This is a genomic window from Vibrio maerlii (assembly GCF_003415655.1).
Taxonomy (GTDB): domain Bacteria; phylum Pseudomonadota; class Gammaproteobacteria; order Enterobacterales; family Vibrionaceae; genus Vibrio; species Vibrio maerlii.
In genome coordinates this window covers 47,299-60,297 of sequence record NZ_QRHC01000015.1, presented here as the reverse complement: position 1 = coordinate 60,297, position 12,999 = coordinate 47,299, and the positions used below count along the sequence as shown (strand labels likewise).

At 43.0% G+C, this 12,999-nt stretch carries 11 protein-coding genes; 9 read left to right on the top strand and 2 right to left on the bottom strand.

Annotation, left to right across the window (positions count from 1 at the left end; all coding sequences use genetic code 11):
* Positions 1–135: 135 nt before the first annotated feature.
* Genes DPF91_RS19855 through DPF91_RS19840 form a run of 4 tightly spaced genes read left to right on the top strand, consistent with a single transcriptional unit; the run spans position 136 to position 6,954 of the window.
* The gene (locus tag DPF91_RS19855; protein ID WP_117236181.1) at positions 136–2,019 is read left to right on the top strand and encodes an RND family efflux transporter; all 1,884 of its coding nucleotides are present in this window, start codon (positions 136–138) and stop codon (positions 2,017–2,019) included.
* Positions 2,020–2,022: 3 nt separating this feature from the next.
* Positions 2,023–4,164, top strand: a complete 2,142-nt coding sequence (locus DPF91_RS19850; RefSeq protein ID WP_117236180.1) for a biotin/lipoyl-binding protein — start codon at positions 2,023–2,025, stop codon at positions 4,162–4,164.
* Positions 4,157–6,154 carry a preprotein translocase subunit SecA gene (locus DPF91_RS19845; RefSeq protein ID WP_117236179.1) on the top strand — a complete coding sequence of 666 codons (1,998 nt, stop codon included), beginning with the start codon at positions 4,157–4,159 and terminating at the stop codon, positions 6,152–6,154. Before DPF91_RS19850 ends, DPF91_RS19845 begins: the two co-directional genes overlap by 8 nt.
* 29 nt (positions 6,155–6,183) lie before the next feature.
* Positions 6,184–6,954 carry an efflux RND transporter periplasmic adaptor subunit gene (locus DPF91_RS19840; RefSeq protein WP_117236178.1) on the top strand — a complete coding sequence of 257 codons (771 nt, stop codon included), beginning with the start codon at positions 6,184–6,186 and terminating at the stop codon, positions 6,952–6,954.
* 22 nt (positions 6,955–6,976) lie between these two features.
* On the opposite strand, the gene DPF91_RS19835 is transcribed toward DPF91_RS19840, so the two are convergent.
* Positions 6,977–7,987: a DUF3080 family protein gene (locus DPF91_RS19835; protein WP_117236177.1), complete on the bottom strand. Its 1,011-nt coding sequence runs from the start codon at positions 7,985–7,987 to the stop codon at positions 6,977–6,979.
* A gap of 257 nt (positions 7,988–8,244) precedes the next feature.
* Here DPF91_RS19835 and DPF91_RS19830 point away from each other — a divergent pair, with 257 nt between their 5' ends.
* Entirely contained in the window at positions 8,245–9,180 is a 936-nt protein-coding gene (locus DPF91_RS19830; RefSeq protein ID WP_117236176.1) for an exopolyphosphatase, read from the top strand.
* 62 nt (positions 9,181–9,242) lie between these two features.
* Here DPF91_RS19830 and DPF91_RS19825 read toward each other — a convergent pair whose 3' ends face one another.
* Positions 9,243–9,872 carry a response regulator transcription factor gene (locus tag DPF91_RS19825; RefSeq protein WP_117236175.1) on the bottom strand — a complete coding sequence of 210 codons (630 nt, stop codon included), beginning with the start codon at positions 9,870–9,872 and terminating at the stop codon, positions 9,243–9,245.
* Between the two features lie 532 nt (positions 9,873–10,404).
* Between DPF91_RS19825 and DPF91_RS19820 the strand changes: the two genes are divergently transcribed.
* Genes DPF91_RS19820 through DPF91_RS19805 form a run of 4 tightly spaced genes read left to right on the top strand, consistent with a single transcriptional unit; the run spans position 10,405 to position 12,999 of the window.
* On the top strand, positions 10,405–11,364 hold the full coding sequence (locus DPF91_RS19820; RefSeq protein WP_117236174.1) for a hypothetical protein: 960 nt from the start codon (positions 10,405–10,407) through the stop codon (positions 11,362–11,364).
* Between the two features lie 16 nt (positions 11,365–11,380).
* The gene (locus DPF91_RS19815; RefSeq protein WP_117236173.1) at positions 11,381–11,707 is read left to right on the top strand and encodes a carbon storage regulator; all 327 of its coding nucleotides are present in this window, start codon (positions 11,381–11,383) and stop codon (positions 11,705–11,707) included.
* A gap of 2 nt (positions 11,708–11,709) precedes the next feature.
* Complete coding sequence (locus DPF91_RS19810) at positions 11,710–12,387, top strand: C39 family peptidase (protein WP_117236172.1); 678 nt, start codon at positions 11,710–11,712, stop codon at positions 12,385–12,387.
* Positions 12,388–12,390: 3 nt separating this feature from the next.
* Positions 12,391–12,999, top strand: coding sequence for a hypothetical protein (locus DPF91_RS19805; RefSeq protein ID WP_117236171.1), 609 nt, complete (start codon positions 12,391–12,393; stop codon positions 12,997–12,999).

Below are 12,999 nucleotides of genomic sequence, written 5' to 3'. Positions count from 1 at the left end.
AACATCGAAGGTGGTCTAGATTTAGTGTAAGCTTTTCACATAATTACAACATTATGTTAAAGAAAAGCTGTGTTCAGCCTTAGGTTGAATGCAGCTTTTTATTGAGAGACTGTTTTACTTTATAGGGACATAAGTATGACGGAGCAGGTCGGTACGGCTGAAAAGCCGGCATTTTCCGAGAGTCAGAACAATGATACTGAGTTCAATCTAAGTTATTACCAAGAGTGGCTAGTACATCATCAAAACATCATTGATGGGGTGAAAGCAGCTGTTATCTATTTGCCAACTAATAATGGACTCATACCTACTGCAACACTCGCCCCTGGCAGTGATGTTTTTAATCAACTTACCGAGTTAGCAGAAAATCAGTTTTCACTGTCCAGTCCTCAAGTGTCAGCGCTTGGGCAAGCGAAGTCTCAAACTTCTACCTTCGGTTTGGTCTACCCCGTTCAAGACAATCAACAGCAACTCATTGCCTTCGTCGCTATGGCTGTCAATGTGCGCTCGCAACAAGAGCTTACCCAAGCCATTACGCTTCTTGAACTCAGTACCTCGAGTCTTGAGGTGGTTGAGTATCAGCAAAGAAGTAAGTTGCTTTCCGAGCAGCAAACGTTCAATCAACAGAAGGTAGACATACTTGCTAGCGTGTTATCAGAGTCTAGTTACAGCGCCGCTGCAGTGCGATTAGTCACGGAAATGACGGTGCTTTACAACTGCGATCGCACCAGTATTGGTGAATACAAGCGCAAGCGCTCAAAGTTGCAATTCCTCTCCCATAGTGCTCAGTTTGGTAAGAAAATGAATCAGGTTCGTCTTATCGAAAATGTGATGGATGAGTGTATCGATCAAGGTCGACCTATTTGTTTTCTTGGTAGTGCTGCGGAAACCGAAAGTCCTATTAGAGCAGATAAGGTACTCAACGGTGACACAAATGGTGACATTGTTAATGCACACAAAGCCCTTTCCGAACACCTTGGGGATATATCTATCATGTCGCTTCCCATCTATCTCGATGGCAAGATCGCAGGAGCCGTTGTTGTCGAAGGAAAGGCTGGACAAGTTTGGCGTCAGAAAACTGCAGAAGAGGCTCAGAGTCTAGTAAGCCTAGTGATCCCAACCTTGGCTGATAAAAAAGAAAAGGACAAATCTTGGTTACGAAAGACGTTAGATGCAACCGCTACTCAGTTAGGACGTTTACTAGGACCGAGGTATCTTGGACGAAAGCTAGTTGTTCTAAGCTTAGCTGCAATCTGTTACTTGCTCGCTACTTGGGTGATTCCTTACAAACTCTCGACCGATGCGGTTGTAGAGAGTGCTGAACTGCAAGCGGTTGTTGCGCCTTATGATGGTTATATAAATGAAGCGACGGCAAGAGCGGGTGATAGAGTTGAAGCTGAACAGCTTTTGGTCAAAATGGATGATCGTGATTTACGACTCGAAAAACTCAAGTGGTTAAGTGAACAGGGTAAGCTCAATCGACAGTATCTTGAAGCGGTGGCAGTACGTGACAGAGCAAAGATCAATATTATTAATGCCCAGCAGCAGCAAGTCACAGCTCAATTAGAGTTAATCAACAGTCAACTCAAACGGGGGGCATTAACGGCCCCTTATCCAGGGTTAATTGTCAGTGGAGACCTTAGCCAAAGGTTGGGTAGTGCAATCTCTAAGGGAGATGTGTTGTTTGAGGTTGCTCCGGATGAAAATTATCGAATCAAATTGTTGGTGAAAGATAGTCGAATCTCAGAACTTAAGTTGGAGCAGACTGGCGAGCTGTATTTATCGGCTCTACCTGAGCAAAAATTTGCATTTAAAGTTAATAAAGTCACACCATTAACGGAAGCGATTGAAGGGACAACTTACTTCGTTGTGGAGGCCGATCTGCTCTCGTCGAGTGATCAGTTACGCCCTGGTATGGAAGGGATTGGAAAAGTCTACATAGATGACCGACTTGGGATAAAAGTTTGGACTCGTGAGCTCGTGGAGTGGGTGAAAATTCAGCTGTGGACTTGGTGGGGCTAATGTATGTCAGCATCACTCTTCAGTCCTTCTTGGTATAAAGTTGCCGATCTCAAGGTTCGTATTCGCAAGCACGCCAATATCCACCGACATGTTTATAGGGGGAAGGTGTGGTTCGTGCTGCAAGATCATGTAACTGGGCAGTTTCAACGTTTTACACCAGAGGCCTATCAGTTGATTGGTTTGATGGATGGCAATAGAACGCTTGACCAAGTTTGGGGCCTTGCTTGCGAGCAGCTAGGGGATGACATACCGACGCAAGATGAAGTGATTCAATTGCTAGGACAACTCAATAAAGCCAATGTCATTCAAACAGATAAACTTCCTAATGTTCAGCAGCTCGATCAAAGGCGGGGACAAGAGCAAACCAAAAAGTTGCTACAGCAGCTTAAGTCTCCGCTAAGTATTAAAATCCCACTTCTTGATCCTCAACGTTTCTTGCACTCCACTCGTTGGGTTGCGACAGCCGTCTTTTCTAAATTGGGTGCTCTCGTTTCTGTGTTGATTTTGGTAGCTGGTGTTATGTTGGCTGCGCTTAATTGGCAAGAGTTAACCAACAACCTCAGTGACAAAGTACTCGGTGTTGAGAACCTGTTTCTTATGGCTCTCGCTTATCCTGTAGTAAAGCTCATTCATGAGTTGGGGCATGGTTATGCCGTAAAACGATGGGGTGGAGAGGTTCACGAAATGGGGGTGATGCTGTTGATATTCATCCCTGTCCCTTATGTAGATGCTACTTCAGCTTCCTCATTCAGAAACAAATATCAGCGAATGATTGTGGGTGCCGTTGGTGTATTTGGAGAGCTATTGATGGCTTCCATCGCCATGATTATCTGGACGTTGGTCGAACCTGGGCTTATGCGCTCTTTGGCGTATAACGTCATGTTGATTGGTGGTATTTCGACACTTCTATTCAACGGTAATCCACTACTTAGATTCGATGCTTACTATGTCTTATCGGATTACTTGGAGATACCAAACTTAGCTTCACGAGGAAACGTACAGGTGGGTTACCTCGTGAAACGTTATGTCTATCGAATTAGCGAAGTGAGAAGCAATGCGTACAGTCGCAAAGAGTCGGTGTGGTTAGCCAGTTATGCTATCGCAGCCTATATCTACCGACTCTTTGTGATGGTCATAATTTCACTATTTGTTGCAAGTAAGTACTTCTTTATTGGTGTTATTCTAGCGGCTTGGTCTATTTGGAGTAGCTTGATTGCACCTATTTTGAAAGTCAGTGTCAGCCCTTTGAAGGATTCATATATGCAAAGGAAAAAAACACGGGTTTATGCTATTTCACTGTCTGTGGTGACGGCTATTTTGGCGGTATTGTTTTATCTACCTGTACCACTTCAAACATACGCTCAAGGTGTGCTCTATGTCCCTCAAGAGTCTTATGTTCGAGCTCAAGCGAGTGGGTTTGTGGAGTCGATACTTGTTGAGGATGGAGCAAGGGTACAATCAGGCGAGGTACTTCTTCAGATGGCCGACCCAGATACACTCACTCGTGTGGAAGTCATAGAAGGCCAATTAAGGGAAGCTCGTGTACGCTATGAAGCGAGTGTTAATAACCGTAGTGAGTCGGAGATTCTCAAGCAAGAGCTGGACTTCATCGAACAAGAATATCAAGACATGAAGTCACGGTTAGATGCACTTTTGGTTACCAGCACTACGCAAGGAGATTTTGTGATTCCTCAGGGCTCAGGTACTGAAGGTCGATTCTTCCAGCGTGGTGATATTTTGGGTTATGTTGTTGACTATCAAAACCTTCCGTTGTCTGTGATGATTACCGAAGATGATATCGATTTAGTTCGTAACCAAACTCAAGGTGTAAAACTTAAGCTTGCATCCGACCCATACCACGAATATCAAGCGAGTATTCAACGAGTTCTTCCTGCGTCTACCCAAATCTTACCTAGTGCCACGCTCTCAACAGAAGGTGGTGGTTTGATCGCGCTCGATCCAAACCGATCACAAGAACTTCAGGCGTATCAAAATTATTTCCGTCTAGAGATGCAAAGTGATCAGACACCTAAGTTTCGCTTTGATGAAAGAGTACATGTCTTGTTTGAACATCAACCGGAACCCATCATTTATCGTTGGGGGCGTGAAATTCGACGAGTGTTCTTGAGGCAGTTTGATGTATAGCAGACCGAGTCGACTTCCAAACTCTGAGCTTGAAAGGCCACAAAAGAGTATTGCCAAAAGCGAACGCATGGTTCGCTGGTGGAATACGTTAACTTCCTATACAAGCCGACCAATTCGTTCTTCTGTGTGGTTCTATCGCCCCCTTTTATGGCGTACTAAGCGCTTAGAGTCTGAATTGGAAGCCTTGTCAGAGCAGGAGCTAGACACTCGTATTGAGGTTAACAAACGTCAATTACATCGCGACGGACTCACAACTAAGTTGCTCATAGAGTGTTTCGCGTTGATTCGCGAAGTTTCTGGTCGAGAGTTAGGGATGTGGCATTTCGATAGCCAAATTTTAGGTGGGTTGGCAATATTGCACGGCAATATAGGTCAGATGCAAACAGGTGAGGGTAAAACGCTCACCGCAACTTTACCCGTCGCAGCGGCGGCAATGGCTGGAGTTCCAACTCACGTTGTGACGGTTAATGATTATCTGACTGAACGTGATGCAGAGCTAATGAATCCGGTATATACGCGCTTGGGATTGACCGTTGGCGTGGTTATACAAGGCCAAGAATTGGCAGAGCGTCAGGACAATTATCGTTGCGACATTGTTTATTGCACCAATAATGAGCTGGCTTTCGATTACCTAAAAGATCGTATTGAGCTGGCGTCGACTGACAGTGCGATTCAACTCCACGCTCAACGCGCGTTTGGTAGCCATACCGATAGTGGTATCAATAAGCTCATGTTGAGAGGGCTTCATTTTGCAGTCGTCGATGAAGCCGACGGTGTGTTTATGGATGAGGCTTCCACTCCGTTAATCATCTCTGGTGAAGAAACCCCCCAAGAAGGACAGGAGCTGATGTATCAACAAGCCTATTCGTTGGTTGAACAGTTGGTTGAAAATGAAGATTTTAGAGTAATAAAGCAACCAAGGTTTATTGAGCTGACCGTGGTAGGCAAGCAAAATATCGAGAAGATGACGGAAGGACTTGGTGCTCTGTGGAAAGGCCAGGTGAGACGCCTTGAATTGGCAAGGCAAGCTCTGACGGCACAATACTTATTTGAAAGAGATAAGCACTATTTAGTCGACGATGGCAAAGTCATCATTATTGATGAACACACGGGTCGCAGAATGCCTGACCGGACTTGGGAGCGAGGTCTGCATCAACTGATCGAAATTAAAGAACATTGCGAGCTGAGTAACCCAAGGTCAACATTAGCAAGTATCAGTTTCCAAAATTTCTTCCGCTATTACCATCACCTCTCAGGAATGACAGGAACAGCAGATGAGGTAAAGTCGGAGTTTTGGCGTATTTATGGGTTACCCGTTGTAGACATACCCACACACAAGCCATCTAAGAGAAAACAGTTAGGGACAACGGTCCATCGAACCGATCAAGACAAGTGGCAATCCGTTGTCGATAGAGTGGTTGATTTTCAATCTCAATCTGAACGTGCGATCTTAATCGGAACACAGTCACTGAGATCCTCTGAGCAATTAAGCTCACTACTTGAGTTTCGTGGGATTCCTCACCAAGTACTCAATGCAAAACAAGACCAAGAAGAGGCTGAGATAGTTAAAGCCGCAGGTCATGCTAACAGGGTGACGATAGCAACCAGTATGGCTGGCCGCGGTACAGATATTAAGTTAGATGATGAAGTTGAAGCAGAGGGAGGCTTGCATGTCATCATTACCGGCTTACACGATTCATCACGAGTCGATCGGCAACTTGAAGGGCGTTGTGCCCGACAAGGAGACAGGGGCAGTGTTGAATTTCAACTATCACTTGAAGATGAGGTTATAAATCATAAATGGGCCAAGATATTATTGACCATTTATCAATTCCCCCTTTCCAAGAGGTTGAAAAACAAGCTATTGTTAAGAGGGATTCGCCGTTGCCAGACACGAATTGAGCAACAGCAAGAACGTATGCGAAAAGAGTTATTAGTTCGCGACGAGCAGCAGCAGGAAGTGCTGTCTTTTTCAGAGCGCAAGGTGTAGCCCTGTTTGGGCATAAGGTATAACAAGCTATGAAGAAAACGAGAAAATGGAATTTTGCCTTCTTACCAGTAGTGATAGTCTCAACTATCGCATCAATATCTGTGAGCAATACCTATGCGGAGACATTCCCTAATGAGTTTCCGTCACAACCGTTAAGCTGCTTACTAGAGCCGAGTTTTGACGTTGAGCTCAGTAGTGAAGTGCAGGGCGTAATAAAAGAGATGAACGTACAGCGCGGCGATACCGTTAAGAAAGGTCAGGTGGTCATGGAGTTAAAGTCGACCGTCGAAACAGCAGCTGTGAACACCGTTCAAGCACGATTAGAGTTTGCAACACGTAAAGTGAAACGAAACGCTGAGCTTTTTAAAAAAAATCTCATTTCAGACAACGAGCAGGATGAGATGCTAACGGAGCAGCGCCTTGCTGCTTATCAACTAAAGGAAGCGCGAGTGAGACTAGCACAACGAAAAACGCGCAGTCCTATCTCTGGTGTCGTCATCGAAAGAATTAAGGACCCTGGTGAGTTTGTGGATGAAACGCCATTTCTGCGCGTGGCAACGTTGAATCCAATGCATGCCGAAATTGTTCTTCCGGCTGAGTTATATGGCTCAGTGTCGAAAGGTGAAAAAGTGTCCCTAACCCCAATTGGTACCCAACAACCTTACGAGGGAACGGTTAAGATTATCGACCCTATCATTGATGCCGCGAGTAATACCTTTGCAGTGACGGTTTCACTAAGTAACGATAAAGGGGATCTATCTGCCGGTGTAAGGTGTCAAGCTGACTTTACCTCTAAGTAGCTCTAGTTGCTGCCAAGTGAGTTTAAGACTTCAATGCCGCAGGTGAAACATCACAGCGTTTGAATAGCGTTTGCCACGCCTTAACGTGCCGTTTGGATGCTTGTTTAAACTGTTGGTGAATAGTATCGTTCGGGTAAGACTCATTGAGCTCAATGAACAGAGTATTGATGAGGGTACTAGCGTCCTTCAATTCATGATGTGTTTTGTTGAGGTATGCAAGATAGGGCTGCACCTGTTCGACATAGTAGAGTTGGAACACGTTATTCAGATATTTAAGTTTCGTCGTATCGCGATTCTTGCCACAAGGTACTAATTTTGAGTTGTTTCGAATTGTCTCCGTGGTGAGATCTAGCCATTGAACTGCACGTTGTTTTGAGTAATACAAGTCCCCGATAACTTTAGATTTTTCCAAGACCTCTTGATATTGCTTAACGTTTAATGTGGATTTCTCTTGCCAACTCAAAGACGAACTCGTGAGCAAAGCAATGCTGTCTATCGCGTGCATCACAGAAGATGTTGCTGAAGAGTTTGAAAGCCAGGCGGATCCGGATAACTGTGCTGACATCGCTTTACTTGACACCAGTAGGTTTCGAACATGTAGCGGGTAGTGGCTTTGCTTGGTCTTCTGCACTGACTCAAGCTCTTGGCGTTCCTTAAGGCTGAAGGTCTCGTCGACCAAGCAACGCTCCAGCGTATTCAGTAATCTTGTCTCATAATCTAAGTGATGGAACTGATCTTGAACCTTACCAAGCTGAGAGTTTTTCTCGGCAATGAGTTGAAATAGGCCGCAGCGTCTTAGCTGATAACTTTCTAATAAACCTAAAGTGACAGGCGGGATCTCGTGGTGCACCTTTCTTTTACTCGGAATTGTGATGAGCTGAATGTCTGGAGCAGTGCTGTTCTCAACGCCTAAGACATTGCTAATCCGATCTTGGTAATCATTAAACATAGCTTCGTGTTCGTCTTGCCATAGACATCCGCTAGTCATTAAGCCTATTGCTAACGATATACCTCTTGCTACCCACTTTTTCACACACTCTCCCAAAGTCTAACGGTAACAACTGTTACGTTTGAATAACCTTCTTTGTTCATTAAGCCTTTATTATCTGAGTTTTATATTATATTACCTAGGCTTTAAATAAATGTTAGCAGACTGTATGCTGAAGTCTTGTTTTGAGGATTGAGTACGGTTATCTTAAACCAACAAGTTCAGCTTTACGGGTTAGCTGAAGTTCGGCTAGAAAGTTCTATCGACCGATGTCGAAGACACAATTAAAGGAAGAATAAACGATGTCAGAACAAACCAAATACCGATTAGTAACTCGCAGTGATTTTGATGGCTTAGTATGTGCGGTTTTACTAAAGCAAAAAGAACTCATTGATGATATTAAGTTTGTCCACCCGAAGGACATGCAAGATGGCAAGATTGAAATAACCTCAAACGACATTGTGACTAACTTGCCTTATGTTGAGGCTTCACATCTCACTTTTGATCACCACTTATCTGAAACGATCCGTAATACAGGTGAGCGACCAAATCACGTTATTGATCCCGATGCTCCTTCTGCTGCTCGTGTAGTATGGGATTACTATGGCGGCTTAGAGACATTCCCTGAAGCGTGGTTAGACATGATGGCTGCGGTAGATAAAGGGGATTCTGCTCAGTTCAATATGGATGAGGTGTTGGACTCTCAAGGCTGGAATCTATTGAACTTCTTAATGGATGCTCGTACAGGTTTAGGTCGTTTCCGCGAGTTCCGTATCTCAAACTACGCGTTAATGATGGACCTGATTGACTACTGCAAAGATCACTCCATTGAAGAAATCCTAGAGCTACCAGATGTGAAAGAACGTATTGAGCTTTACCGAGAACACGAAGTGAAGTTCAAAGAGCAGATCAAACGCTGTGCGACTGTCCACAATAACTTGGTTCTTCTGGATTTGACTAGCGAAGAAGTGATCTACGCGGGTAACCGATTTGTCATTTATGCACTCTTCCCTGAGTGTAATATCTCTATTCACAAGATGTGGGGTTTCCAGAAACAAAATATTGTATTTGCGACTGGCAAATCGATCTTTGATCGCGGATCAAAAACCAATGTTGGTGAGTTAATGCTTAAGTATGGCGGTGGTGGTCATATTGCCGCAGGTACATGCCAGATTGATGTTGATAAAGCAGAGCAAGTGCAGCAAGAGCTGATCACCTCAATTACGGCTGATGGCTAAACATTGTTGAATAGAATGAAAAACGCGACAATTAGGTCGCGTTTTTTAATGGTTCAAGAAGATTACTTTCTCATAAGCTTTAATGCTTTAACCGCATCCTCGCGTTTGTGTACATGGAGCTTTTTATAAAGCTTGAAAATATGTGTTTTCACGGTACTTTCAGCAAGAAAGAGCTGATCGGCGATTTTCTGATTCGAATAGTCCCTTCCTAGTAGCTCAAGAATCTGCCTTTCTCTCTTAGTTAATGCATCAACCTCTCCAGTTCTCAATACACTTGGAGTCCGGTAGTAGTTAATCATGCTTTCAAGGCACTGCCTTGGTAGCCAAAGCCCGCCATTGAGAATGTACATCACACTCTCGGTAAGGTGGTCAATCGAAGCTGTTTCAAACAACATTCCTTTCAAAGACTCCCACCTCATAAAGCTATAGTCTTCACCTGTTTTAGGGACGTTATGAATCAGTATATTAAGGTCCAATAAGTCGAAGTCCGGCAACGTCGATCCTTCTTGTAACTGAACAAGGTAGTGATAATCGAGCACGACTAAGTCCGGTTTTCTACTGTTAGTATTTACAATCAGCTGATGTGTGGAACAGGACGTAATACTCGTATTGTTGATAATTGAAAGCTGCTTTTCAATCAAGCAGCGCTGTAAGCCCTCTGGCGCAAGAAGTGTTATCTGACGTGGTTGCATTTTTCCGTATCCCTAAAAGTAACAGGACGTGATCTCGGATATTTTATTTCCTTAACCCTAACTGGATAAGGGTGAGTATAGTTTGCTCAGAGAGTAAATGTACGGATGAGAATTAGTGCACCCCTACTGTAAAATAATTAATATAAAAGTGCTAGATGTTACAGGAGGTGATTAAATCCGATAGGGAACACATAGAAAAATCCTTTATATTTATGCTCTTATAGAAAATACCAGATAAGAAGTATTTATTTTCTTGGTTCTATTAGTTAGGTTAAATACACTATTTGTCTGTTAATACTTTGTCGTACAAAATAGTCAAGACTATCCAACCTTATTAAATGTTTGCTAATTAATTATTGATATTTAAGAGATTATCACTGGATTAATTTCAATGTTACTCTAATTTTATTCTGATCACTTTTAATTGTCTTAATAGTGAGATCGTATACCAATTACTCATACCTATAATCACCTTGCTTTCGGGCACCAATCATCAGAAATGAATGTGACATTTAGTAACGGAGTAAATGTTATGAACTTACAAAAATCAGGAATTGCAATTGCGTTGTCGGCACTTTTTTTAACCGGTAATGCACTAGCAAATAACTCAAATGATAATAATGGTAGTAATGACTTAGCGAGCCACAATGACTTTTTAAGTGACAATACGGCCATTGACAACAGTGTGGATGACAGCGGCAATACACTAGTCGCGACAGATAACAGTGTTGATGATAGTGGTAATACTCTCACCGCGACGGACAATAGTGTTGACGACAGTGGTAATACCGCTAACTTCTTGAGTGGTAATACTGCGACTGACAATAGTGTTGATGATAGTGGTAACACCGACAATAGTATTGATGATAGTGGCAATACAGCTAACTTGTTGAGTGGTAACACTGCGACTGACAGTAGCAATGATAATGACAACACCTGGAATGGAAGTGCTAATACAGATACTGATAATAGTATTGATACGGATAATAGCATTGACGACAGTGGCAATACGGCTAATTTGCTAAGTGGTAACACCGCGACTGATAGTAGTAGCGATGATGACAACACTTGGAACAACAGCGCAAATACTGATGTTGACAATAGCGTTGATGACAGTGGCAACACTGACAATAGTATTGATGATAGCGGTAACACAGCAAATCTATTGAGTGGTAATACTGCAACTGATGCAAGTAACGATAACGACAATACTTGGAACAACAGTGCTAATACCACGACTACTTCCAACACTTTCATGATCGATATTGAGGCCAATAGTGTTGCGGCTAGCGCTGATCTCGCGGGTAGTGTTGGAGGGGTATCCGTATCTTATGGTACACCTCTGAGTGGCAACATTCGTGTGGACAATACTAACTCGATGGATGGCTTTACTGGTGCGGCGGGGATCACAACGATTTCGCAAAACGCCGGAGCTAACTCTTTGACTCAACAAGCTGTTAGCACTAATGCATCTGTGTTTACAGGTGAGTAAAAAATAGGAGAAAGCGATGCGTACGGTATTACTTACTTGTTGTGTGCTAGTTACGCTATCTGCTTATGCCGATGACATCGAGATCTCTCATGACGAGCTTTCTAATGTTCTGTTAGAAAGCTCTCGCGGTGGAGAATATCATCTCGATATCGACAATGTGGTTGCAAGCTCAGACATCAAAGGGATAAGTGCTGGTAACTCGGTTAATAATTCCGTGACCGGTAATAATATCATTGCCTCAGGGGCTTTAATGGAGAGCTCGGGGATCACGAGCGTTATTCAAAATAGTGGAAATAACGTTCTAATTCAGAATGCAACCGTCGTTAATATGTCGATGAAGTGATTATGAAACAGATAACGGCACTATTAATAATAGGTGGGCTATTTAGCCCACTTTGTTCAGCTCTCAATTATTTGCCAGAACGTGGACTATATAAGGTTCCAGTAAAGAGTTTTCAAGAGATGAAGTTTGGTGATGTTCATCGCCAACAATATGACTTTAGCTGTGGATCAGCAGCGTTAGCAACATTATTAACCTATCACTATGATACACCTTCTTACGAGGGAGATATCTTTGCAGCAATGTTTGAAAAAGGGAATAAGGAGATAATTAAGCAAAAGGGGTTTTCTCTATTGGATATGAAAGCGTATTTAGCTGATCTTGGTTTTAATTCCGATGGTTTTAAGGTCAATATTGATACGATCAGAAAAGTAGGTGTCCCAGGCATTACGTTAGTGAACTTTGACGGCTACATGCACTTCGTTGTAATTAAAGGAATGAATAGCTCATCCATTATTCTCGGTGATCCGTCTAGAGGCACGATGATGATGAGTTTTGAAGAGTTCGAGCAATATTATCAGGGAATAGTCCTACTTATACGAAATCATGCCAATATTGGGAAACAAACATTTATTACGGATGACAAGTATGCGATTCACCAGAAAGCACCTGTAGAGCGAGGTGTTTCTAGAGAGTCTTTAGGTGTAATCAGCATCACTTTGCCACAAGCTGGAGATTACTAACCAATGAAATCCAAAGCGTGGCTTGTTGGTTGTAGCCTATTGTTTGCGAGTAGTGTTGCAAACGCAGATGAGCTTCAACTATCACAAGATCTACTTCCAATGTCAGAGGCGCAGCTCTCTCAATATCGAGGAGGCTTTCGATTCAGTAATGACTACGTTGTTAATATAGGTTTACGCGTGCAAACCTCCATTAATGGCAAGTTAGTCTTTCACAATCAAATTGCAGAGTTAGTCATTGAAAATGGAGCGTTGAAGAGACAGCCTGTTATTCCGACAAACGATGAAATTGTACAAGCAGTCGATGATCGTTTAGTGAATGTTGTACAGGTAGGTGAGGGTAACACTATTGAAAGTACTAATGGTGAATCCATTATCCCAGACTCATTGGTCGACATAACTTCTGAAGTAGAGAGCACGATCGGCAGCAACGTTAATGCAGTATCGTCTACCGCTATAGCATCAAACATCACAAACGTAATTCAAAATACGCTAGATAATAGTGTCTTAGGATTAAGTACCATTGTAGATATTGATGCTAATGTGGGAGAAATGCTCAAGCAAAGGGTCAATCATAGACGTTTGCAAGATGCACTTCTCATAGGACAATACTAG

Excerpts from the sequence above, each read along its gene's own strand:
- DPF91_RS19840 (WP_117236178.1), top strand. The coding sequence starts at position 6,184 with ATGAAGAAAACGAGAAAATGGAATTTTGCCTTCTTACCAGTAGTGATA.
- DPF91_RS19845 (WP_117236179.1), top strand. The coding sequence starts at position 4,157 with ATGTATAGCAGACCGAGTCGACTTCCAAACTCTGAGCTTGAAAGGCCA.
- DPF91_RS19850 (WP_117236180.1), top strand. The coding sequence starts at position 2,023 with ATGTCAGCATCACTCTTCAGTCCTTCTTGGTATAAAGTTGCCGATCTC.
- DPF91_RS19805 (WP_117236171.1), top strand. The coding sequence starts at position 12,391 with ATGAAATCCAAAGCGTGGCTTGTTGGTTGTAGCCTATTGTTTGCGAGT.
- DPF91_RS19810 (WP_117236172.1), top strand. The coding sequence starts at position 11,710 with ATGAAACAGATAACGGCACTATTAATAATAGGTGGGCTATTTAGCCCA.
- DPF91_RS19815 (WP_117236173.1), top strand. The coding sequence starts at position 11,381 with ATGCGTACGGTATTACTTACTTGTTGTGTGCTAGTTACGCTATCTGCT.
- DPF91_RS19830 (WP_117236176.1), top strand. The coding sequence starts at position 8,245 with ATGTCAGAACAAACCAAATACCGATTAGTAACTCGCAGTGATTTTGAT.
- DPF91_RS19825 (WP_117236175.1), bottom strand. The coding sequence starts at position 9,872 with ATGCAACCACGTCAGATAACACTTCTTGCGCCAGAGGGCTTACAGCGC.
- DPF91_RS19855 (WP_117236181.1), top strand. The coding sequence starts at position 136 with ATGACGGAGCAGGTCGGTACGGCTGAAAAGCCGGCATTTTCCGAGAGT.
- DPF91_RS19820 (WP_117236174.1), top strand. The coding sequence starts at position 10,405 with ATGAACTTACAAAAATCAGGAATTGCAATTGCGTTGTCGGCACTTTTT.